At 40.8% G+C, this 21,119-nt stretch carries 21 protein-coding genes, 1 tRNA gene and 1 riboswitch; of the genes, 7 read left to right on the forward strand and 15 right to left on the reverse strand.

Translation table 11 applies throughout. The features are described from left to right. Positions 1-778: 778 nt before the first annotated feature. The 4 genes from LQ226_RS12780 to LQ226_RS12795 all read right to left on the reverse strand — a co-directional run bounded on the left by LQ226_RS12780 (position 779) and on the right by LQ226_RS12795 (position 3,192). Positions 779-1,279, reverse strand: a complete 501-nt coding sequence (locus LQ226_RS12780; protein WP_231418337.1) for a hypothetical protein — start codon at positions 1,277-1,279, stop codon at positions 779-781. 152 nt (positions 1,280-1,431) lie between these two features. Further along, positions 1,432-1,815, reverse strand: a complete 384-nt coding sequence (locus LQ226_RS12785) for a hypothetical protein (RefSeq protein WP_231418338.1) — start codon at positions 1,813-1,815, stop codon at positions 1,432-1,434. A gap of 237 nt (positions 1,816-2,052) precedes the next feature. Then, positions 2,053-2,607 (reverse strand): hypothetical protein, encoded by a 555-nt coding sequence (locus LQ226_RS12790; protein WP_231418341.1) that lies wholly within the window; start codon positions 2,605-2,607, stop codon positions 2,053-2,055. 144 nt (positions 2,608-2,751) lie between these two features. Next, positions 2,752-3,192, reverse strand: coding sequence for a DUF3997 domain-containing protein (locus LQ226_RS12795; RefSeq protein WP_231418343.1), 441 nt, complete (start codon positions 3,190-3,192; stop codon positions 2,752-2,754). Positions 3,193-3,427: 235 nt separating this feature from the next. On the opposite strand from LQ226_RS12795, the gene LQ226_RS21195 reads away from it, so the two are divergent. After that, a complete protein-coding gene (locus tag LQ226_RS21195; RefSeq protein WP_231418345.1) occupies positions 3,428-4,465 on the forward strand; it encodes a DUF2268 domain-containing putative Zn-dependent protease in 1,038 nt (345 codons plus the stop codon). Positions 4,466-4,706: 241 nt separating this feature from the next. Here the strand turns inward: LQ226_RS21195 and LQ226_RS12805 are convergent, their stop codons facing one another. Continuing rightward, entirely contained in the window at positions 4,707-5,855 is a 1,149-nt protein-coding gene (locus LQ226_RS12805; protein WP_231418346.1) for an AI-2E family transporter, read from the reverse strand. Positions 5,856-5,966: 111 nt separating this feature from the next. After that, positions 5,967-6,039 (reverse strand) — tRNA-Val (locus LQ226_RS12810). Between the two features lie 193 nt (positions 6,040-6,232). Here LQ226_RS12810 and LQ226_RS12815 point away from each other — a divergent pair. Further along, positions 6,233-6,763, forward strand: a complete 531-nt coding sequence (locus tag LQ226_RS12815; protein WP_231418347.1) for a DUF6944 family repetitive protein — start codon at positions 6,233-6,235, stop codon at positions 6,761-6,763. 52 nt (positions 6,764-6,815) lie between these two features. Here LQ226_RS12815 and LQ226_RS12820 read toward each other — a convergent pair whose 3' ends face one another. From LQ226_RS12820 to LQ226_RS12830, 4 genes are all read right to left on the reverse strand, one after another. Further along, positions 6,816-8,003: a PqqD family protein gene (locus LQ226_RS12820; RefSeq protein WP_231418348.1), complete on the reverse strand. Its 1,188-nt coding sequence runs from the start codon at positions 8,001-8,003 to the stop codon at positions 6,816-6,818. After that, positions 7,996-9,129: a ThiF family adenylyltransferase gene (locus LQ226_RS12825; RefSeq protein ID WP_231418350.1), complete on the reverse strand. Its 1,134-nt coding sequence runs from the start codon at positions 9,127-9,129 to the stop codon at positions 7,996-7,998. Before LQ226_RS12825 ends, LQ226_RS12820 begins: the two co-directional genes overlap by 8 nt. A gap of 1,049 nt (positions 9,130-10,178) precedes the next feature. Further along, complete coding sequence (locus LQ226_RS21000; RefSeq protein ID WP_255688580.1) at positions 10,179-10,310, reverse strand: hypothetical protein; 132 nt, start codon at positions 10,308-10,310, stop codon at positions 10,179-10,181. Between the two features lie 171 nt (positions 10,311-10,481). Then, positions 10,482-11,747 carry a helix-turn-helix transcriptional regulator gene (locus LQ226_RS12830; protein ID WP_231418351.1) on the reverse strand — a complete coding sequence of 422 codons (1,266 nt, stop codon included), beginning with the start codon at positions 11,745-11,747 and terminating at the stop codon, positions 10,482-10,484. 268 nt (positions 11,748-12,015) lie between these two features. Beyond that, positions 12,016-12,107, forward strand: a riboswitch (SAM riboswitch). 164 nt (positions 12,108-12,271) lie between these two features. On the opposite strand from LQ226_RS12830, the gene LQ226_RS12835 reads away from it, so the two are divergent. The 4 genes from LQ226_RS12835 to LQ226_RS12850 all read left to right on the forward strand — a co-directional run bounded on the left by LQ226_RS12835 (position 12,272) and on the right by LQ226_RS12850 (position 15,405). Next, positions 12,272-13,333, forward strand: a complete 1,062-nt coding sequence (locus LQ226_RS12835; protein WP_231418352.1) for an LLM class flavin-dependent oxidoreductase — start codon at positions 12,272-12,274, stop codon at positions 13,331-13,333. Then, positions 13,330-14,289 carry an ATP-grasp domain-containing protein gene (locus tag LQ226_RS12840; RefSeq protein ID WP_231418353.1) on the forward strand — a complete coding sequence of 320 codons (960 nt, stop codon included), beginning with the start codon at positions 13,330-13,332 and terminating at the stop codon, positions 14,287-14,289. The genes LQ226_RS12835 and LQ226_RS12840 overlap by 4 nt, the downstream gene beginning before the upstream one ends. An 84-nt stretch (positions 14,290-14,373) precedes the next feature. After that, entirely contained in the window at positions 14,374-14,913 is a 540-nt protein-coding gene (locus LQ226_RS12845) for a D-glycero-alpha-D-manno-heptose-1,7-bisphosphate 7-phosphatase (protein ID WP_231418354.1), read from the forward strand. Positions 14,914-15,039: 126 nt separating this feature from the next. Next, positions 15,040-15,405, forward strand: coding sequence for a hypothetical protein (locus tag LQ226_RS12850; RefSeq protein WP_231418355.1), 366 nt, complete (start codon positions 15,040-15,042; stop codon positions 15,403-15,405). A 19-nt stretch (positions 15,406-15,424) separates the two neighbouring features. Here LQ226_RS12850 and LQ226_RS12855 read toward each other — a convergent pair whose 3' ends face one another. The 5 genes from LQ226_RS12855 to LQ226_RS12875 all read right to left on the reverse strand — a co-directional run bounded on the left by LQ226_RS12855 (position 15,425) and on the right by LQ226_RS12875 (position 20,397). Beyond that, the gene (locus LQ226_RS12855; RefSeq protein ID WP_231418357.1) at positions 15,425-16,294 is read right to left on the reverse strand and encodes an aminoglycoside 6-adenylyltransferase; all 870 of its coding nucleotides are present in this window, start codon (positions 16,292-16,294) and stop codon (positions 15,425-15,427) included. Further along, complete coding sequence (locus tag LQ226_RS12860; RefSeq protein ID WP_231418358.1) at positions 16,291-16,809, reverse strand: NUDIX hydrolase; 519 nt, start codon at positions 16,807-16,809, stop codon at positions 16,291-16,293. Before LQ226_RS12860 ends, LQ226_RS12855 begins: the two co-directional genes overlap by 4 nt. A gap of 20 nt (positions 16,810-16,829) precedes the next feature. After that, positions 16,830-17,549: a nucleotidyltransferase domain-containing protein gene (locus tag LQ226_RS12865; protein WP_354665927.1), complete on the reverse strand. Its 720-nt coding sequence runs from the start codon at positions 17,547-17,549 to the stop codon at positions 16,830-16,832. Positions 17,550-17,749: 200 nt separating this feature from the next. After that, positions 17,750-18,280 (reverse strand): GNAT family N-acetyltransferase, encoded by a 531-nt coding sequence (locus LQ226_RS12870; RefSeq protein WP_231418359.1) that lies wholly within the window; start codon positions 18,278-18,280, stop codon positions 17,750-17,752. Positions 18,281-18,447: 167 nt separating this feature from the next. Beyond that, positions 18,448-20,397, reverse strand: a complete 1,950-nt coding sequence (locus LQ226_RS12875; protein ID WP_231418361.1) for a phospholipase D-like domain-containing protein — start codon at positions 20,395-20,397, stop codon at positions 18,448-18,450. A gap of 212 nt (positions 20,398-20,609) precedes the next feature. On the opposite strand from LQ226_RS12875, the gene LQ226_RS12880 reads away from it, so the two are divergent. Next, entirely contained in the window at positions 20,610-21,035 is a 426-nt protein-coding gene (locus LQ226_RS12880; protein ID WP_231418362.1) for a ferritin-like domain-containing protein, read from the forward strand. Positions 21,036-21,119: the final 84 nt, after the last annotated feature.

Consider the following 21,119-nt stretch of genomic DNA (forward strand, 5'->3'; position numbering starts at 1 on the left):
TATTCGAAAAAAGCACCGATCCGTGCAAAGAAAGAGATGACGTCAGCATCAGGCCGGCCTCATCTCTTTTTTCTTTAAATTATTGGAGGGCTAGTGGCCATTCGGAGGTAGAAGTAAACACTCAGGGAGGAAATTACCACAATATCTATCTTTAACTTGAGGACTCATTGAAATTTTTATTGAGCTCACTAAGTTCTTTAGAAAACATTTTGAGAAATTCGTTGCTTCAGTACCCTCATCTGTATTTAATTCTTTTCTGTAATCATTACGTTTCATTGTTTCCACTTTTTACCCCTTATTTTACCAACAATTGTAAAAGCATTTCATCAATATTGATAAAAATGGAAGACAAGCACTCAGTATGTTCTGACTGCTCTTTTCGCATAAAAAATGCACCTCAAAGGGTGCTATACTTACGATGCATCATCGTCCGCCTGTAACTTAAATATAGTGCTTTACCCTCAACTTCTAAGTTTGTTTAACAGGGGTCAAGCACCTCCTTATCTTTTTTTACGTCTACCTATAATAATAACTGTTGTCAATACAATGATTAATAAAAACATTCCACTGGCCACGGGGCTTTCCCCTCCCTGTTTTATATTCATGTGCATTGAATCATTTTCCAATTCTATTAATTTAACGATTTAAAAAGGATAAAGTTTCAAAATTTTGTTTATTCGTGTAATGGCCATACTGCGTAATGATGGGAAGAGGTTTCTAAAGGAAGCACGGGACGGTTCTGGTGCTTCCTTATTTCGTTCTAGAGCATTTCACCTTCCTATCTCCCATTGAAATTTTCATTGATCTCACTTAGTTCATTAATAAAATCAAACCAGTCGTCGTCATTAAATTTAAATTTAGGATCAAATGGATTCCTGTCTTTAATGTTATTCTGATGCCCTTCTATCTTATGATCCATTAAGATTATTTCATATGTAAGGTCTTCAAACCTTTCCAACTCAGCATTCACTGTATCATCCAACACATTAAAATATTCTAGCAAAACCTTATATTGCTCCTTATACTCTCCGTGTGAAATTTCTGGATTTTTGGTTAGCTTTAATTTCATTTCATTTAATGCATGCATATTTAAATGATCCATTTTTTTTGTTTTGAGAACTAACATTCTTAACTCATTTAATGAGTCCCACATGCTGTTTAAGGACCTATTTAATATCTCTTTAGAATAGTCATCCGGATTATCTGTAGCGTTTATATATTCTAACAATGGCTTGGTATACTTAATTTCATCTACGATGTTACTTACATGTAAGTCCACCTTATAATCCAGGTAGTTCGAATATTGATTACTTCTAATAAAGAAAAACACAGTTAAGATACACAACACTAGAATACCGCTAACCATAAGGAACGTTCTCATCTTGTTTTTCATGCTAACACCCTTAAATTTTTCAAAAAACTCACTACTAACTAACCCGGCTTAGGAGCTCTATAAATTTGGACAAGCTCTCCAAATTTTTCACCCTCCATAATATCAAACGAGATTCCATAAGTAACCTCATCATCTTCTTTCGTTAGGTTCCAAACATTCTTATCTAATTTAATGTTAAACTTCTGCTGAACATCTTTTGCGTTATGTCCCTCGATTATATAAATTGCCTTACCTTCATCGTTTTTTTCCTCTACTTTTTTATCGATTTTGAATAACATAGAATAATTAGTGATTTTTTTCTGAGAGGGATGATCGCTACAACCTGAAATGATAATCAAAAGTAAAACTATGAATAAAAAGTGGTTTCGGAACAAGTCCTCCACCTCCGCTATTTTGTAATCGATTACAGTTACAAAATACACGACAGAACATCATTTGTAAATTATTTTCCATTATTTTCATCTAATTCTCAATTAATTGTAGAGTTACTTTACTGTTTTAGTAAATATACGACACCAAGATAGTAGTGACATGATTTCTATTGGAGATAAGTTTGGTGATTCGCCACAGGAGAATATTAGCCCCAGTGAGGAAGAATAACTAGATTTATTGGCTAAGAGTTAAAGCTTTATAGGGTGGAGAGACAAGTAACTCCCCTTCTATCCCCCATATGGCAGCGCATCTTCTAGAGTCCTAAGCTTTTGCCCTACATTCTCTATACTGAGATCTGAATGCGGGATTTTGGTTTGAACTTGTATTTTGTTCAATACACCTATGTCGGATTCTATAGCTTTCTTTAAATCAGGAGTTAATTTGTATTCATTGTTTTTATATAATTTAAGATTCTCTTGAATTTTCTTTATAAACGTCCTTATATTTTTAGTATCTACATTTCCCTGATAATAAGGAGAGTTGCTTATATACTCCTCATAACGATTAAAATAACTTTCTAAAAAATATGAATGTCTTAAGGCTTCATTATAATATTCTTGTCTTGCGTCTTGGCTTAACACATTCTCATAGACCTTTGTATACCCAAAAAATGTAGCAAAACCTATTTCAATCTCCTTCACACTACTATCTTCAATATACTCTTTATACTCATTAATTTTTGAGCTATAACTATAGTATTGATAAACAATAATAACAACGGCAAGTAAGAGGAAAGCCCCAAGATATGTAACTATCTTTTTATTTCCCGAAATTTTGATCATTGCTAACACTCCTATTTTTTTGTATACACTTGAAGCGTGGGAATCCATTTAAAGAGAAAGAAGCACAGGAACTGCCCCTGTGCTTCAAGGTATTCAAAATCAAGGTTATTCAGAAATACTGGTATAATCACTTCACATCAACTATCAATCATATTCACTTATTTTTTTAAGTTCCAAATCCCCTAATTCAAATTTATCCTTATACCGAGTAAATTCCTTTTTAGATAACGGTCCTACTATTTCTTTGCTCGGTTTAATAATCCAATAATTCTCTACTTTCTTATCAGGGATTTCAACACCATTATTCTTCTCTGGATTTTCTTTAAGTGGGTGTTGAACTGCAATGATATAATTCTTATTCCACCCAAGCTTTATCACTTTAGAAGGTATTGTGTTATTTTCTTCGAATGTACCTTCTTTCGGAACAATCATCATTTCATGGGCACTAGCTTTAAACAATCTAAAATCATTAGGTAGTTCCCTATCAAAGTCCTGCATACCGGGCCCGAACTTTAACTCCCCACTACACCCTGAGAGTAGTAAAGTTACCATTATGGTAGTGGTGACAAGTAATCTAAACCTCATAATAATCTCCTAACAAGCAATACCTTTTAATCATACACATATTACCAGAAATCCGGTTCTTAAGTAAGCCCCACTGCATTCGCTAGAATAAAAAGGAAAATAAAGGTATTATATAGAATTCATTCATTTACAAGCATTTAACTATTACAGTACATATGTAAGGAATATTCTGAAAGTCGGAGGAGCAAAAGGACAATCCTTATGCTCCCGCCCTTTTTAGGCAAGGAGGCCTTTTGTGAAAAAATTATATTTTGTAGCGTTTATAGTGTTTTTATCCATTTTAACAGGATGTGAAGAATCACATGAAGAGAACCAGCCCGTTGTACTAGACTCAACAGAAAACACTAAGGAAGTAACCGAAAAAGAAACGTCCCCTATTAAAAACACAACTATCTCAGAATTCAGTGTGGAAAATCAGCATTTTAAATTCATCCCTTTGCTGGACTCTTATTATAAGTATGCTGATCACATGGAACAAAACCCGTTGGACAGCCGATCAGAAACGTTTTCCTCCAAGGTTTTACAGCCATTTCGTGAGGAAGCTTTCGGGGAGGAAAGAGGCGTTTTTTTAGAATATGAACCACAATTTGAGCCCCCTCGGAATGCTAGTAAAATAAAAGACGATGTTCAAATGCTAGATAAAGAATACGATCATATTTTAAGCTTAGTCAAAGATTCTTTAGAGAAATCTTCTAAAATGTTACCCGTTGGCTCAACAACAAACGTTTATTTAATTCCTTTTAATCCAAACTATCTTAATTTTATGAGGGAGATGGATGGAGCATATGGCCTTGCTAGCTCAAACGTCATTATGTTGTTTATAAACCCTGAGTACCTAAAAGATAACGATGATCACATCAAATATATAACAGCTCATGAATATCAGCACACAGCGCACTATAGCTCAAGCCAACCACAACAACCTGATTTAATCATCTACTCATTAAGGGAAGGGGAAGCAGATACTTTTGCCCAAATGCTATACCCAGAGCAGAAACCAGAATGGACGAAGGAATTGACAGCTCGTGAAGTTGATGCCATATGGGAGTGGGCCATAAAAAATAGACAAACTAATGATCGTAACGTTTTTAATGAATTTGTAGAGACAGGTAACAGTATGATACCAAAGAAGTCCGCTTATAGACTAGGATATGAGATTATGCAGGATTTCATTAGCAGGAATCCAAATGTATCTGTGGAAGATTGGAGTAGTATGGATCCTATTGAGATCATTAACCAAACAAAATATGCGAATAAAGTAAAGAACGAATGATTTTAATGGATGAATCATGGTTTCAGACAATTATTATAATACTTTTGGTCACTATGGCGTGACCATTCTGTGACCAATAATTACTGCTCTTAAGTCTGTTACGAGGAACTTTTGCTAAGTATACTATAAACGAAAATCATGAATAATAATTTGATTTTTAATTTACAAAAAAGAGCCTATTTATAAGGCTCTTTCTTTTTTCTTTCCGAAAGCACGGGGAAGGTTCTACTAAAAACCATACTTACTCTTCCATTTCATAATATCCACGGTCTTCCCCGTAATACTGGTTATATCGTTGCTTAAACTTATAGAAAAGATAAGAACCAATTACCTTTACGATTGCATAGCCCGGAATACCAAGAATCACACCGACAACACCAAATAAATTACCCGCAACCATTAAAACAAGGATGATCGTTAATGGATGAATTTTCATAGTTCTACCCATGATATTCGGAGAAACGAAATTCCCTTCTAAAAATTGGACTGCGATCCATACAATGACTAGCTTTATAAACATAAATGGGGAGCTAACAATGGCAATGATAGCAGCTGGAATAATTGCAATTGTTGGTCCTAAATAGGGTACAACACTTGTGACTGCGGCAATAATGGCTAATGTAAATGCATAATCAAGACCTATGATCAGGTAACCAATGAATAATAGAATGCCAATCACAGTAGCGACAATAATCTGCCCTTGGATATAGGACCCAACTTGAATATCAATATTAGTTAAGATTTGTTTCGTATCATCTCTAAATTTCGGCGGAAATAATTTAATGACAAAACGTTGAAACCTTTTACCATCCTTTAATAAGAAAAATAAGATAAATGGAAAGGTTACAATGGACACAATCGTATTTGTAATCGTACTAGCGACATTCTGTACCCCTTGAAAACCATTAGAAATATAAGTTCCAATTAATTGTGGCAATTCACTTAACCTTTCCATTACCCAGTTATAACCATCATCATAATATGGACCTAAAAATGAACTTTGTACCCATTGAGTCACCGTATCTCCTAGCTGTTTTAGATAATCAGGGAAGGTTTGAACTAAATCTTTGATCTGCGCTTCGATAGATGGAGCAGTTAACAAGATCATTCCAGTTAAAGCACCACTAAAGCCTAGAATAAGAATGATGACTCCCCAAATTCTTTTAATCCTTAACCTCTCGAGCAAATCTACAATTGGATTTAATAAATAGTAGGCTACGAATGCCAGGATTATTGGAGGTACTATAGTAGATAAAATGACCGCTAGTGGATAAAAGATAAATGAAATTTTAGTGTATATATAAATGGTTACTCCAACAAAAAGAAAGAAAGCTACTATGTAAAAAAAGGTCTTACCACCAATTAGTTTCAAAAATCTATTTTCCTCCATCCTTAAATACAGCTCCTTTAAAAGTAATGTGGAAGCGCGGGGACAGTTCTGGTGCTTCCTTATTTCATATAAAAAATCCCCAGAACCAAGAGGCTCCAGGGATTTCGCGTATGATTCTGACTGGGCTCGAACCAGCGACCTCCACCCTGTCAAGGTGGCGCTCTCCCAGCTGAGCTACAGAATCCTGGGACATATGTAATCTTACAACTTGGTAAGACACTTATTATAATACGAAATCTAGCAGGTAAAGTCAACTCCTTTTTCATTATTTATCCAAGGGATAAAGCCTCGCGTACCTCCGCATATGCATAGATTACGAGCTTCTTGTCACATCTTCACACCTTCCTGTTTACACTACTATAAAAGGAGTGAGGGGTATGGAGAAGGAAGTGTTTGGAGCTTGGGTCGTTGCGATCGGGACTACTTTGGCTGCACTTGGAAATACCCCTTCCCTCAAGCTTCCCTCTTCTCTCGCTAAAGATCTCGATGTCACAGGGAATGTTCTTCAAGGAACAGGTAGCGCGATCCTTGCTGATACGGAGGAATCCTTCACGTTAAATAAACTAGGAAACATGATTCAAGCCACAGGGAATTCAACAGTTGTGAGCGGATTGTTGTTCCCTGTACAGAGAGAAACGAGCCTCACTCTCCTTATTAAAGGGAACCTCCTCCAAGCCTTAGGAAGTGGGACGTCCCTTGCTGATGACCTGAACGAAGAACGAGTACTACTTAATCTTTATGCTGTTTACGGAGATCTCCTTCAAATGATCGGGAATAGCCTGCAGGCGATCGCTGAAGGACAGGAGTTAAAAGGGCGAGATGCACAAACGCTTGAAACGACTGGGAACTGGGTTCAAGCGATCGGCTCATATTTCTCCCTCTTGGCCACTCTACCAGAGTCCCCTTAAGCATAAATAAAGAGGAAGGAGCGATTGGTTAAACGGCCCCTTCCTCCTTCTGTTAAGCACTGACCGCCTGATTCGCCTGGCGTTCGTTTCGCGCTGTGCGCAGTCCAATTAACCAAGCCCCTACTTGAATCAAGAGCGCTACCACGACTAGAATTCCATCCCAGAAATAGAGGTTGGTTAACGCATGCTGTGTAATATTCTCATACGCCTGCTGCAACCCGTAAAGGGACGGGAGAATCTGAAAGTAAACGAATAAAAAGGTCGCTACAGCTCCTCCGAACATATAAAGCAACGAAAACCACTTCGCATGCTTCTTCTCATGAGGGGCTAAACGTTGCCACTCGTCTTGACGTTTACTAAGGAAGATCTTCTGTAAGAACACAAGACTATGCTCATGAAGCGCTGATGTGTTCACCCAGTTAATCAGCACGAAGTACATATCCGTTCTTAAGAAGATAACAAACTGACTGATGACCCCAAATAAGAGAAAGAACGTGACCATCTGGGCAAAGGATGCGATAAACGCGATTGGCACGAAAAGTTTTATTAAAAGACAGGTTAAAATCATAACCCCATCCCAAGCCATCCCAGCCAAGTACGGCGTATACCGTTCTTTTTTGGCCCTTGACCAGAGTCCTGACATATCCGTTTCTGCCACAAGGAAGACCATGCGTAAATTTAGCTGAACCTTTGTTTTTACACCTAACCTATTGGCCGCTAGTACATGGGCAAACTCATGAATAATCGTTGTAGCCGATATGGTGATTAAGATCATCATCGCACTGAGACCGACTGATTCAAACAAGAAGACATCTCTAAAGCTCGGGAATAGGGATGGAGAATAAGCAATGAGAAAGATAGCCGCTATGGCAGACAAGGTGTAGAGCACCATAAATGGCTTACTAAAAAGGATGCTACCTGCCTTCTGCAGACCTGGATTTACCTCACGATCTACTTCTTCATTTAATAAAACACCATTTATTTTGAGTATAAGGCCCATTTCAAGGAGCGTTTCAGCAAAATCGAGTACATCGACTTCTTCACCGTATTTCGCCTCCACACTCTCTTTCACTTCTTCAATCGTCTTCTCCCCATCGAACCCTCTTACAACATCTGCCGCTACCTCTGGCACACGAATGAACTCTCCGATGACCGGATCGCCAATTGTGTACTCCTCCCCGTCCTGCTGGATGGATAAGTGGGTACAATCGAGACAATGCTCTTTCACCAGGTTACCCATGGACGACCCTCATTTCCTTCGCGCATTCGATAAGGTCTTCTAAGGTTGAGATCTCCTCGATGTAGTCTTGACTACAAGTAGGGCAATTCGGCACCCTGGTAAATTCAAAATCACTCTGCTTCAGTTCCATCGTTTCTGTATTTAACTGAGAATAGGGCTTTGATAATGCCGCATATCCTGTTAGGTATTTCACCACTTCAGAAGTAAAGAAACCGGTAAGCATCGAAACATGGGGAGCAAAGCCGGTATTCCTCCTTGAGAAAATTTGGTTATACACGGCTCTTAAGCGGCTTTCTTCTGTGTCTTCCTGAGCGAGCCCGTTAATAAGACGACAATCATAACAAGAACCACTAGCAGGGTCGAGCCGCTCCCACATCACGATTTTATTCAGGAATCCCCCTTGATAAAACGGAATTCCTTTTATGTAACAAGCAGCGTTCACCCATCTATTGGCCACGATCGCAGGTGTGTCGATCATGCTTACAACGATGTCACAGCCATCAATGATATCTAACAAATCATGATGGGACGTAATTTCCCGGTTATACATCTTCACTTTCACATCAGGATTGATCTTTTCTACTTTTTCCTGCGCAACTTCTGATTTTAACCGACCTACATCCTCTTCATTAAAGATAAACTGGCGGTTCAAATTGCTGCGTCCGATTGTGTCAAAGTCTACACCCCGAATTTCCCCTACACCGAGACCTGCGAAATAAGCTGTCGTCAGACACCCGCCTCCTAGACCAATAACGGCTACTTTAGCGTCCTTTAAACTACGTTGATAGTCATACTTACTTTTTGACAGATTCGAATAGCTCGAATAATAGTTCAAGTTGGCTTCATATCGCTCAAGTTCAGAATCAAGAAATGAGTTTGGGACTTCAACAGATTCAATAAATCCAAGTCCATCAAGGGCCTCGATCGCCTCATTTACTTCTTCCTCTGTAATCCCTAACCTAGTCGCAACTTCTTCGTTTGTACGACTGCCATCCAAAAGCTCGGTTAGTCGGTAAACCAATCCATCTGGATCATTGATCTCAGTACGCTGCTCATTCATCCCAACTTCTATCGCTTCCTCTAACTGCACCACCGGTCTTAATGTTCTTTTAAAGGCTTCATTCATTCTAACCCCTCCTATTGATAGAAATAGGGCCGTACATTTTCATATACGGCCCTGTGATCGATCTTCCTATTTATTGAACTGGAGCAGAGACCTTCCGCTTCACAAGGCGGGCCTTAGCCACCATATGGAGGTGGAATAACTGTCGGCTTCAGTTGTTCAGTCTTCTTTACTTCGATTTTCATGAAGAACGCCTCCTTTATTTTTTTTGATGCCATTAAGTATATTCTCGAATTAGCCACCGTACGGAGGTGGAACAAGAATAGTTGGTTTAAGCTTCTCAGTCTTTTTCACTTCAATTTTCATGAAGATTACCTCCTTTATAAAGATTGGTCGTGCTAACTACGCGTTAAGGTTTAGCCACCGTATGGAATGAATGTTGGTTTAAGCTTTTCAGTCTTTTTCACTTCGATTTTCATGAAGACAAACCTCCTTTTTAAAAGATTGATAAAGCGAATTACCCTTTCAGATTAGCCGCCGTACGGCATGAATGTTGGTTTAAGTTTTTCAGTCTTTTTGACTTCAATTTTCATGTAGACGTCCTCCTTTATTAAAGATTGGTAAAGCGAATTACCCTTTCAGATTAGCCACCGTATGGCATGAATGTTGGTTTAAGTTTTTCAGTCTTTTTCACTTCGATTTTCATGAGTACTCCTCCTTTCAAGTAGCAACCTCGTATGTAAATCGGTTGTACTTTTGAACTGACTTAATCATACAAAATATTCTAACTTTTTTGAATAGTTTTACTACTATGCCGAATATTACAGATTTTTGCCCCTTAATCCATTCAATATCGCTAGAACCTTTGTCTACAGACAAAGGTTCAGATGCAAAAACCTCGCTTAAATCCAGGCTCTATCCCCCCCTTTTTTCCTCTAAAATAAAAAAGTCTATAACTACTGTTGATCAACAGTAGTTATAGACTCACGTGAATGAAGCTGAGCAACAAAAAAGGGACTGGTTTCATTTCAGAGATCCACCCTGACTATGAACCATGCGTCCCTTTATGCGCTCTATAATTTATAGTTGATTCTTAGCTAAAGGGGGAGACTTTAGCTAACTACCTCTTCGTCATTTAACCCGGCTACGTCAGACTCTTCACCAGCCATATCGAATCCTCCCTGAAAGATCCCAAAACCTAGCGTCAATAGAATAGCTGCTACTACAGTAGTTAACTTTTTCACGATAAGCCCTCCTTGAATAATCTATAAACATCATACATAAATTTTTGATTATTTTGAATAATAAAGAGATAAAACAAAACATTACAAAAACACTCAATAAAATTGCCGGTTTTACGGGAAAGTTTTGCAACGCTTTATAGTTATCCACTTAAATGGACTCCACTACATGGCTTAGACGGAGCTTAACTGAATTTCTTTCTTCATATAAGAAGCAGCTAATTTATATTTCCTATTCTTATAATAATAATCACCAAGCCGTTCATAGAGTCCTTTTAATTTAAAGTGGTAGTCGCGTTTTTCTAATTCTTTTATTAAGTCATTCATGCAGCGTTCAAAATCTTCAAATCTTCCCTCTTTCTCAAAGATAAAGGCTTCTAATTCTTTTAAAAAGTACTGATCCTGTTCAGACTGGCAATGCTCGCGTGCGTGATCAAGAACGAGTTTAGCTTCTTCAATCTTATCACGGTCTATTAAACTTCCGATTAAGGAACGGTAGGGAAGAACGATATTGTGCAGGTCTCCACTCTCTATTTTAGTCTCTATCGACTTCCTGAAATAATAGATGGCCGCCCCGTAATCACCCAGTTGTTTATTAATCAGTCCACAATTATGATGAATGCGGCTTTTTAACTTCTCATTGTTCGTGATGGAAACAATCTTCTCCCCCTTAAGGAGATACTCCATTGCCGTTTCACACTCATCCATCTCCCAATGCATAGCCCCGATCATGTTGTACGTTTCGCCTAACCGATCCCATTCGAGCTTTTTTTGGAACACATCAAGGCATTCTTTCGCTGCATCAATCGCTTTATAATACTCTCTGTTGTGCTTATGCAACAAGGAGATATTGTAGAAGAATAGGCCTTTTTCTAATTCATCATGAGTTTGCGCTACGAGCCTGTTGTAGTGTTTTAAGCTTTTTTGTAAATGATTATGTTGAAAATGATAAAAGCCGTAATAGTAATCATAGAACGACAAAAGCACCGCATCGTCTATCTTCTCATCTTCTTTTACATAAAGATTAACTAATAGCTGAATCGAAGACAATTCATCTGAATTGCCTCCTGTTTTCATTAGATGGGCTCCTTTAATAAGTGCATATAGCAATTCAGTATACATGCCCTTAACGACTTGCTTCTCTAAAGATTCCAAACGATCTAACAGATTCCCTACTCTAGGGGCATCACCAATAATGACCGCACCTTTCAGTTCTACTATCAGATCAATTATCGTCTGATCTTTCTGATCGTAATTAAACAAGTAGTCCTCCTCCACCCCAAGCCGTTCTGCAAAGAGCACAAGAATATCCTTCGACGGAACGTACTTACCTGACTCAATATTGCTAAGGTGAGTAGCTGAAACAACTCCAACACTAAGTTCACTCTGTGATAAACCACGTAATTGCCTTACGTATTTAATTCTTCTCCCAATGTTCACCCAGATTCCTCCATACCATAGTGGACTAGTTGTATGTGATCAACGAAGATGCAGAAAATTGAAAAAATATTTCCTTAGTATTAGTTTATCAAACATTTCATCATCCTGAATCAGGAAGGAAGACCCCATTTTGAATAGGAAATTATACCTAGGAGCAGTACTTGAAAATATACGAACGTCTAATATGAAAGATTGGACTTCCTTTTTATTGACATCTTCCATACAACAGCGTAATATAATAACCAACAAAAATTTCGAAAATTAACTCTTCTTATCAAGAGAGGTGGAGGGACTGGCCCTTTGAAACCTCGGCAACGGGTTCTGATGTGAATACCGTGCCAATTCCAAACAAGATGAGAGAGCGGGACACCCTTACAACCCCTCTTCTCGTCAATCAGACAAGTAGAGGGGTTTTTTCAATCATTCCTTCATATATATAGAAGGAATTTAGACGCTTTTTTCTTAATTCCGAGTAACTAGGGTTGTTTAATCTGATATACTATTACAAAGAGGAGCTGAGTCAGGTGAGATACGGATATTGGTTACCGATCTTTGGCGGCTGGTTGCGTAATGTGGAGCATGAGAGTATGCCTCCTACATTCGATTATGCGAAAAAGGTCGTGCAACAAGGCGAACAATTAGGGTTTGATTCAACGCTTATTGCAGAGTTGTATTTAAATGATATTAAAGGAACCGATCAGGATTCCTTAGAAGCTTGGACGACTGCAGCAGCTTTGGCTGCTGTGACAGAGAAAACGGAGATTATGGCAGCGGTCCGGCCAAACTTTCACAATGCAGCCATCACGGCTAAGATGGCCGCCAATATTGACAGGATCTCAGGTGGCCGATTCACACTAAACGTCGTTTCCGCCTGGTGGGAGGAAGAAGCCAAACAGTACGGAGGCTCCTTTACCGCTCATGATGAGCGATATGACCGAACCGATGAATTCTTAACGGTTTTAAAATCCCTTTGGACTGAAGAAGAACCCGTCAGCTATAACGGCAACTTCTATTCTATCGAGAACACGCACCTTCATCCAAAGCCTATCCAAAAGCCTTATCCGAAACTATATGCAGGTGGGGAGAGCAACAGAGGAAAACAAACCATCGTAAATCACTGCGACGCCTACGTCATGCACGGCGGCACCGTAGATGAAATAAAAACAAAGATTAACGATATGAAAGAACGGCGATCTTTAAGCGGGCATGAACCGCTCCAATCGTTTGGAATGGCCGCTTACGTCATTTGCAGAGATACAGAAGAAGAAGCGCTTGAAGAATTAAATCGAATCACAAACGTGAAAGACTCAGGGGCCTATGCAGGCTACCAGGATTTCACGAGTAAGTCGCAGCTTGAGCAACAAGTAGACCTGCAAGATTACTCGGTCTCTAACCGAGGACTACGCCCGAAGCTCATCGGCACGCCAGAAACGATCGCTGAGCGCATCCTTCAATATGAACAAGCTGGGCTCGACCTTCTCCTTCTTCAATGCTCCCCGCAGCTAGAAGAAATGGAGCGCTTCAGTCGTGATGTTATGCCACTCGTAGAAGAGAAACGCACACACTTCAAGGAGGTACCACAATGACAAAGATTTACGTCTTACACGAAAATGATGAATGGACAGATCATTTAACGAACCGCTTAGAAGAACTAGAATTGCCTTTTGAATTATGGCATTTAGATCAGGGAACGATTGATCTCTCAAAGGAACCACCAGAAGGCATCTTTTACAATAGAATGAGCGCATCCTCTCACACTCGGGATCACCGCTTCGCACCGGAGTTTACAGAAGCTGTTCTGGCCTGGCTCGAACGCCACGATCGTACGGTTGTAAATGGAAGCCGTGCTTTGCGACTTGAGCTCAGCAAAGTAAATCAGTATATGGCGTTAAACCAAGAAGGGATTACGACACCGAAGACCATCACAGCTGTCGGGAAAGATCAAATTATTGAAGCAGCCAAACAGCTGGACTTGGCACCCTTTATTACAAAGCATAATCGTGCCGGCAAAGGGCAAGGCGTTCAGCTGTTCCATTCTATTGAAGCTCTTCAGGAATATGTGTACGGGGATTCATTTGAAGAACCTGTCGACGGCATTACGCTTGTACAGCAATATATCGAAGCTCCTAAACCTTATATCGTTCGTCACGAATTCGTCGGAGGAAAATTCCTTTATGCAGTAAAAGTTGATACGTCTGAAGGCTTTGAATTGTGCCCGGCTGATGCGTGCACGATTGACGATCTCTATTGCCCAACCGGATCTGAAGAAACAGGTGGCGCAAAGTTTGAAATTCTTGAAGGGTATAGTGATCCCATTATCCAATCATACGAGTCCTTCCTTCTTTCAAACAACATTAAAGTAGCTGGCATTGAAGCCATACAAGATCATAACGGCAATCTTTATACGTATGACGTGAACACGAACACCAACTACAATAGTGATGCAGAAGCAGTGTCAGGAGTATACGGAATGCTTCAGCTTGCCACGTATTTAGGGGATCGCCTTAAAGAACGCTATCCCACTGCCGTATCCTCTTCCTAAGCAAAGCCTTTTCTGGCTTTGCTTTTTTTATGTCGGGAGGGTTTGGGTATACTACGAGGTAAACCACAGTTGGAGGGATCGATAATGCCAAAGCGTGCTGTATTTTTAGACCGAGACGGAGTCATCAACGAAGTTCTGACAGACCGTGTAAAATTCGTGAATAAACGGGAGGATCTTCATTTCCTTCCCCGGGTGCCAGAAGCTATTAAAATGCTGAACGATTCAGGCCTCTTTGATTTAATTGCGGTCATTACGAATCAAGGAGGAGTGGGCTTAGGCTATATGAAGGAAAAAGAGCTTCAGGACATTCATGAGTATATGGTGAATGAATTAAAGAAGCTCGGAGCTGAAATTGACGAAGTGTGCTATTGCCCCCACAAACCAAAAGAAGGTTGTGCGTGCAGAAAGCCTGGCAGTAAAATGATTGAAGATGTCGCAAAAGAACACGGCATCGACCTGTCCGCTTCATATATGGTAGGGGACCGGGAACCTGATATTGAAGCAGGCCAGAACGTCGGCACGAAAACTGTCTTCCTCGGCGAAGAATACGGAGTCGCAAACGCCACCTTCCCCACCCTATACGACGCAGCCCACTGGATCATCCAAGACGCCAAACAATCGTAGGAAGCGAAATGCTTTAGCATACTAAAGGGTGTCTGACACCCTGCACTTCTGTACTGCAATAAAGTGTAACTTCCCTCCTTCCTTCTTCGTCTACTCTTGTAACGGGGATAATAAAGGGGGATGTTTATGAAGATACGGGTATTTCTTACGTTGTTGCTAGGTGTTCTTGTCCTCTCTGCTTGTCAGAATGAGGCCTTCAAGGGTGTGAATGCGACATCGATTAAAGCGTATGAGAACAAAATAGGATCAGAAGAAGGGGAATTACAGTTTACGATCACAGATCAGGAGACCATTGATCGTCTTTTAACGGATTTGCGCCGCAGTCGTACTCAGGATGTATCGAATGCAGATATGAAGATGCCGGACCTTCACCTCGACTTCACAAGGAACGACCGTGTCGTTTTAACCGTTGGCTATTATACAGAACCGATGGATGGCGCCCGGTACCTTTACCAGAACAAGCTTTATAACGTGACCACTGAGCTCCCGTAATACAAAAAAGGTAGTCAGCCTAAGACTGACTACCTTTTTTCGGGAGGTTGTGAACACGTTCGAGATACGGCCTGACCCGTTGCCCCTCTGTGGAGATCGTAAACCCTAGCTCCTCAGCCACCTCTTCTGAAGTTTCTTCAAACAAGTCACACATTCTAAATAACCCCTGCCACATGTTTTCATAGTCCCCGTCTGGATAAGTGTGGACAAGCTGAGTCCACTCATCCTTCTCTAAGTATTTCTGAAGGTCTTTTCCACCTTTTCCGGCCCCCACAAGAAAGTTCGTCCGAATGCCAACTTTATAGGACAACATGCGGATCAGCATATCCCGGACAGGCTCTTCCATTAGGTACTTAGAAAGCGTCAGCTCTTCTCTCCACAACCCTTTAGCCACATAGGTGCTCACCCACCAGAACTCATTGACGCATCTGTCAAAGTCCTGTTGGGTGGGCTTTTGAATCAGAAAGGGGTCGCTGACGGTATCAACGGAACGCTGAATACGGTTATCTTTATCTAACAGGATCTTACGGTAGTCCTTATTTTGCAGATGAGAATCAAGATGGTCCAGGGAAACTAGAGACAAATCAATCCGGTTCCCATCCTCAAACAGCATCAAATAAGCAAACCGCTTCCACTTTCCGTCTCGCGGAGGACCATCGTTCAAGTCAGGCATTTGCATGATGATCCGCTCTCCGAAAACGTCAATCCAGGAAGGATCATGCAAGAACGGCTCGAGTTCTTCCACGTAGTAGACAATGTCATAATCCTGAAACCGGTCCTCTTCTGCCCATGGGTTCGCCCTTGAACCGTTTAACTCAACCAGTCGAATGGCCTCATCTTCTTCGGCACGTCCTAAGATGAGAGCCATCATTTCCTCATAACTCCTCATCGAGTCCCCTCCGTTAACTGCTTTTGTAACATTTTAAGGACAAAGATTTCCCGCTTGAGCCACCGCGCCTCTTGAGCCCCTCTTTCTGATTCATTTTGTCTGAGCGCATCTTCAATCTTCACCCACTGAGGATCGTATTCTTCATCTTGCTCATAATCCTCTAACTGTTGCGGAACCTTTTTCTCATGGATGAGTTCACACCTATAGTAGTCAGAAACCATTTCAAATAACTGGTCGGTCTTTTTATGATCGACGTTACTCTCAACGACCGCCCCAACTTTCTCATGCACCGCGCATCCAGTATAACCGGTTTCTTCAGCCACTTCCCGGATAACCCCTTCATCATCTCGCTCACCTGATTGAACCCCGCCACCTGGAAAAGCATAAATATCTTGATTCGTCTTAATCAGTAAGATTTTATCCTCCTTCAAGATCACGGCTCGTACAGCTTTCCTGCGACGCACAGGGTAGTGTTTCTCATGTGCCTCTTCTTCCCGGTATTCCTTATAAAACATCCTAGTCCCCCTTTATTCTTTTACTCCTTCTCCCCCAGCACAAATCCTTCAAACAGCCTGCCACCAAAAGGCTGCAGCACGTCCTCTGTCAGCTGAATAACGCTCTCTTTATCCCCATATGTATAAAAACGGTCAAACGCATCGATGAAACGAGTCGCAAATTGAGGATCATAGTCTTTCAAAGAGCGAATCATCCACTTAGAAGATCCAATCCATTTTCTGTTCGTCCGGAGCACAAATTCACTAAGCTTATCCGCTAGCGTCCACGATACACACATGGCATCCGTCCTGTCCTGACTTCCTATGAAATCATCCAGCGTATCCGTGAGGAAATAACGCTTCGTTCGAATCGTTTCTTCTGTCCACTTCTCCGGTCCAAGATTTAAAAGATAATCTGCTTCTGCTTTGATCGGCATTACCACATCCCATCCTTTTATGATAACCCCTTCCGCCACCATTCGGGGCAAAGACGGACGCGCTCGTTCTACATCTCTTTCAAAAAATGATTGATAGGAACTCAAGCTGTATACAAATACTTCAACAGGCCATTCATAAGCGATGAGAGATTCTCGGTACGAAGCTAGCCGCGTATCATCAAAAATAATAATATCTAAATCCGACTTCTCCGTTTCCTCCCCTCGAACCGTACTTCCAGCCAACAACGCAGCCTTACACTTTGGATAAAATGCATCTACAAACAAACCAGCCGCTTTCTCTGGCGATAATCGATCCATCCTCATGTTACCCATCTCCTATACTCTTGATATGTCAATCTATCAGATGCTCTCTTGGTGCTTGCCAAACGGAGAAGCTCTTATCCTCTCATTTTAGCATATATATCCAATTATTCCCCTTCTAAAATATACTTCGGAGAAAAGAAGTACCTTCCCTAAAATAAAAAAAGCACTTTCGCTTCTCTTTCGCGAAAGTGCCGAGTGCCTTATTTATACAACGCCATGTATTCGTCCTGGAGCATTCCCATAATAAACAGGTCGTGCCATTTTCCATTTCGGAAAAATGCTTCTCGTAATTGCCCCTCTACTTTAAAGCCCATACGCTCATACATCCCCTTCGCCTTCTCATTAAAGGAGAAGACTTTCAGGCTGATACGGTGCAGGTTCAGTTCCATAAAGACGAAATTAAGGAATAGCAGAAGGGCTTCTTTTCCATACCCATTTCCCCAATACTCTTTCTCTCCAATTAACAAGAGAAACTCAGCGTTTTGCTGTTGGTTATTCTCGCGAACGAGCGTGATACTCCCGATTTCCTTATCGCTTTCTTTCTCCACAATGATATAGCTACGGGAATCTTTCATTCTCTCATAGAACTTTTCCACATCTTCCATACTATAGAGATCAATCGACGTGCTCATATTCGTGTGAACAGTCGTATCATTTTGCCAGCGATGAAGGATTTCCATGTCATCTTTCTCAAGCTTTCTGAATCGTATTCGTTCCGTTTCAAATATCACGGTCCCCACACTCCTTTTTTTGACGGTTTACGTTCTGATCTTAACATAATATTCCACAGGGGATGGAGCAATAAGGGTTGTACCAATGATGAGGATCGATTGAAAGGAGGTTTTCATAAACAAAAGCACTTAGAGTTCTTTAACTCTAAGTGCTTTCCTACGGATGTTTATTGAACCGGAAGTATCCCGCCTGCAGCGTCATATCGAGCATAGAACTCTTGCAGGAATTGATTCGTAATCTGTGCATCGTGGATAAATAACATGTTCTCATCATTAATGTCATTCCCATTTGTGCTCCAGTTCGTGGAACCAATAATAGCTGTTGGATCACTTTCTGAGTGAGTAGGATCAATAAGCATCGTCTTACTGTGAAGCTTACGATCTTCATTATCCTCGTAAACTGGGGCTGCATGATTCCAGCGCACATTAGGATTATTGGTTGATGTTTGAGAAGCTGTACGACCTGTCATTTCAATGGAAGCAGACCACCATTGATTCCAAAATCCTTCGTCATACACCCCTTTTACATCAAAACCAGTTAATGACCCCTCTAAGTCATTATAACTCCCTTCCCATTTATTCTTCAGTTCATTTACAAGCGTTTGATCAGACCATGCGAATATAGTGAAATATGCCCCATAGTCCGCTTCATTCTTCACAACGTCAGCCATGTGGCCTACCGCATCATCTCCTGCAGAGAAATAAACTTCTACTTCTCTTCCACCAACGGTAACGGTATGCGGGGTATTGTCTGTCTTTCTTCCATGATAGTTTGAGTTAGCCGGATCGGGTACCATACCAGATGCACCCCACATTTCATCAAACTCTGTTTTATAAATCGCAGCTAATTCACTCGAATGAAGTTCTACAACGTGCTGGGTATTGCCACCTAAAACACCATTCTTTCGATTATCTTCTGTTCCATACAAACCTGTAACGGTAAAATTCCAACTTCCAGTAAATACCCACTCCCCATCAATAACAGCAAATTTATTGTGCATTTGATTTCCGGGCGAATAGAAACTGCCAGGGGCCTTCTCTTCCCCACCAGCTAAATTATAGCCTGACAACGTTCCTGAACCCACCTCAACGGTTACATCTTTCATACCAACTGGAGTACTTGTTAACCCAAACTCTTCACGAAGCACAGGGTCTTCAACAGCTAGCATAATGGAATCGGAGAAAACCTCCACATCATCGTTGGTTCCTACTATTCCGTCTTCGCCGCGGACAAGTTGTTCTAGGTAAAGGCGCATGGTTTGATAACGCTCTGTATAATGGGGATCACTTCCATCTTTCGCATCAGCAATCACTCGAACATTTACACCTTGAGCCGCTTTTCGGACTAGTGCGTCAATGACTCCAGGAAGATTTATCTCATACGTAGCCATGTCAATTGATTCTGTCGCCCCTTCAATACGCTGTATCAATCGGTCTTCCAGGTTCACATTGTAATTAGCAGTATTTTGACTTGTCGCATACTTCCCATAAGCACATTTGTTAAAGTATACATTGATCGCGCCAACCTCATTCGATACCTGATTGATGTGCTCCTTTGAATCACACAGCAGTTCTTCACCTTGCACAGAAGGGGTCCCATATCCTCCACTATATGTATCCGTTGCGTCCGCCCAACTCGCTTGATCCGTTCCATTGCCTTGAAGCTTCGCTCGCTCCATGGTGGATTTAGACGAATTGTCACCTGCGTACCATTTGTCTACAGAATCGATCAGTACACCTGATGAATTCCGAAGCTCGAGCACCTCACCACTATTGCTTAGCGAGCCTGCATAAATCATATCTGCCGCTACCTCTGTAACGGTGGTATCATCTGTTCGCTCTAAGATAAACGATCCATCACCAGAAATTGTTCCTGATAACGAGATACTTGGCGAACCATCGCGAGCTTCCAACGTCCAACCTTCTAGAGACACGTTAGCACTTGTGTTATTAGATAGCTCTATCCATTCATCATTGTAGCTACTCGTTGTTCCCATCCAAGCAATCTCACTAATGACCACATCTTTTTCGGTAACCGCATCTACCTGCTTTACAGGCACAAATGTGAGCACTAATGAGCAAATCATAACGATTCGAATAATCCCCGATTTCTTCAAGTCCCTTCACTCCTTCTAAGTTGTATAACCACAACGTAAAAGTACCATATCTCTCGAGAGCTCACTTCCAATTTTACCGTTTCTTAACACAAAACCAGTCTTTAGGAGGGGTGTGTGTAAAAAAAATCAAAATTCCTGAGACTAATGGTTGTTCCAACGCACACATACCTTTAGTCAGCTAGAGAAGACTAATGGGCAAAGGAGTGATCCAGATGTCACAACAAGATATCGTGAAAACTTTAAACACCTTCTTAAAAGGCCAGTACATGGGTGTACACGCTTATGAACATTACATCCAGAAACTCGACGAACCTCATATCAAAAAGGAGTTCCAGCGCATTCAACAAGAACATAAACAGCATGCTCAGCAAGTCGCTGAAAGGATTCAGGACCTAAACGGAACCCCGGTAGATGATGAAGGGCTGATTGGTTCTGTTCAGGGATTCATCGGAAAGTTCATGATGCCAGACGAAACGGATAAGATTATTGATAGTGCAGCGCGCGCCGAAAGTTATTATGCAGTCGAGCTTTCAGAGGAGATTGTAAAAGGCGATGTAGATCCTCAAACGAAGCAACTCATTGACCAAATTATTGATGAAGATAGAAGTCATGTTGAGTCGCTTCATCGTTTACTTTAAGAAGCAAGAAAAGGATCAATCCATGTGGTTTGATCCTTTTTATTTTGGCTTTGAACCTGGTCGCCTTCTCACTTTTATGTTTAG

The sequence above is a fragment of the Pontibacillus sp. HN14 genome (assembly GCF_021129245.1).
Lineage (GTDB): Bacteria > Bacillota > Bacilli > Bacillales > BH030062 > Pontibacillus.

What these genes read in the sequence shown, in the direction of transcription:
- LQ226_RS12795 (WP_231418343.1), bottom strand. Translation starts at nt 3,192, where the DNA reads ATGAGGTTTAGATTACTTGTCACCACTACCATAATGGTAACTTTACTA.
- LQ226_RS12840 (WP_231418353.1), top strand. Translation starts at nt 13,330, where the DNA reads ATGACAAAGATTTACGTCTTACACGAAAATGATGAATGGACAGATCAT.
- LQ226_RS12855 (WP_231418357.1), bottom strand. Translation starts at nt 16,294, where the DNA reads ATGAGGAGTTATGAGGAAATGATGGCTCTCATCTTAGGACGTGCCGAA.
- LQ226_RS12825 (WP_231418350.1), bottom strand. Translation starts at nt 9,129, where the DNA reads ATGAATGAAGCCTTTAAAAGAACATTAAGACCGGTGGTGCAGTTAGAG.
- LQ226_RS12845 (WP_231418354.1), top strand. Translation starts at nt 14,374, where the DNA reads ATGCCAAAGCGTGCTGTATTTTTAGACCGAGACGGAGTCATCAACGAA.
- LQ226_RS12790 (WP_231418341.1), bottom strand. Translation starts at nt 2,607, where the DNA reads ATGATCAAAATTTCGGGAAATAAAAAGATAGTTACATATCTTGGGGCT.
- LQ226_RS12850 (WP_231418355.1), top strand. Translation starts at nt 15,040, where the DNA reads ATGAAGATACGGGTATTTCTTACGTTGTTGCTAGGTGTTCTTGTCCTC.
- LQ226_RS12865 (WP_354665927.1), bottom strand. Translation starts at nt 17,549, where the DNA reads ATGAGGATGGATCGATTATCGCCAGAGAAAGCGGCTGGTTTGTTTGTA.
- LQ226_RS12820 (WP_231418348.1), bottom strand. Translation starts at nt 8,003, where the DNA reads ATGGGTAACCTGGTGAAAGAGCATTGTCTCGATTGTACCCACTTATCC.
- LQ226_RS12805 (WP_231418346.1), bottom strand. Translation starts at nt 5,855, where the DNA reads ATGGAGGAAAATAGATTTTTGAAACTAATTGGTGGTAAGACCTTTTTT.
- LQ226_RS12815 (WP_231418347.1), top strand. Translation starts at nt 6,233, where the DNA reads ATGGAGAAGGAAGTGTTTGGAGCTTGGGTCGTTGCGATCGGGACTACT.
- LQ226_RS12880 (WP_231418362.1), top strand. Translation starts at nt 20,610, where the DNA reads ATGTCACAACAAGATATCGTGAAAACTTTAAACACCTTCTTAAAAGGC.
- LQ226_RS12860 (WP_231418358.1), bottom strand. Translation starts at nt 16,809, where the DNA reads ATGTTTTATAAGGAATACCGGGAAGAAGAGGCACATGAGAAACACTAC.